The 1,205-nt window shown below is 50.6% G+C and carries 1 protein-coding gene; it reads right to left on the reverse strand.

Annotation, left to right across the window (positions count from 1 at the left end; all coding sequences use genetic code 11):
- A partial coding sequence (gene tnpC / locus ACTNES_RS20860; RefSeq protein WP_441040576.1) for an IS66 family transposase occupies nt 1-1,205 on the reverse strand: 1,205 nt, incomplete at both ends.

Here is a 1,205-nt window from a genome sequence, read left to right on the forward strand (position 1 = left end):
AGCCTGCCATCTTCCATAAAAGTTTCAAGATATTTTTTCTGGTTTGTGGCGTAATGAAGTGCCTTGGTCAGGTTTTCATTTGTCGTATACAGGCCAGAGGTCTTTTCCAGCCACGCCCAAAAGGCATCAAGGATGGGGCGTGATGCATCCTGACGCTTCTTTTTTCGTTCTTCTATTGGCAGGTCTTTGATCTGTGCCTCTACTCGGAATAGAAGATCTATATAACCGACCGCTTCGGCACCCTTTGAACCTGGGATTGCTTTCCCTTTCCCATCTAACGGGATACTGTCCAGGAACTTTCGGCGCACGTGCGACCAGCAAAGGGAACGGGTGATGTTTTCAACCTTCTCGTAGCCACTGTAGGCATCTGTTACAAGATATCCCGAGAATCTTTTCAGAAGATCCTTTGCAACGTCTCCGTTACGCGTACGGGAATAATAGAAGAATGCCGCTCTGACCTCTTCGTCTGCCGCACTCCGGATCACCCACATGAAAGACTGGCTGCTGGCTTTTTTTCCGTCTTCCTTGTTACACTGGATACGCGTTTCATCCATATGCAGGATTGCACACTCCATCAGCCTTGCATGGATCGCCCAATAGACCGGCTCCAGCCATTCCTGGCTGCAGCGGATGATCCAGCGTGCCATGTTTCCCCTTGGGAGTACCAGGCCTAGCCGGTGCCAGTCATTTTCCTGACGGGCAAGCGGAAGTCCCAAGGCAAATTTCTGGTACATGATCTGTGCCACAAGAGATGGCGTGGAAATGGAATGGGGAAGCAGCGGAGCCGGTACGGCTGCTTTCTGCATATGGCAGTTCGGATGCTCACTTCCTTCTGTCCCACAGCTTACACATTTTACCACCTGACGGATGATCTGCTTTACGGTCACTTTGGCCGGCTGAAACTCCACTTCTGTGCGGACAACTTCCCTTCCTACCACTTTCAGTTCACTTCCACAAATGCTGCAGGTCTCGTCAGCCGGAAGGATGTATTCTTCAATTTCCTGTGGAAGTCCTTCCAGCATCTCTGCACGTACTCCAGGTTTCCTTGGTGTACGGGTATGGGGTTTTACAGAGATCTTCTGCCTCTGTGTTTCCAGTTCTTCTGCTAATTCCTGCGCGGTTTCAAACAGAGACAGCTGTCCTTCTAACTGGCTGGACGCTTCTGTAGAGGACCCGAACAGCTTTTTACGAGCATGCAGGAGTGC

The organism is Blautia sp. HCP3S3_D9 (genome assembly GCF_052063845.1).
In the GTDB taxonomy this organism is placed as follows: domain Bacteria; phylum Bacillota; class Clostridia; order Lachnospirales; family Lachnospiraceae; genus Blautia_A.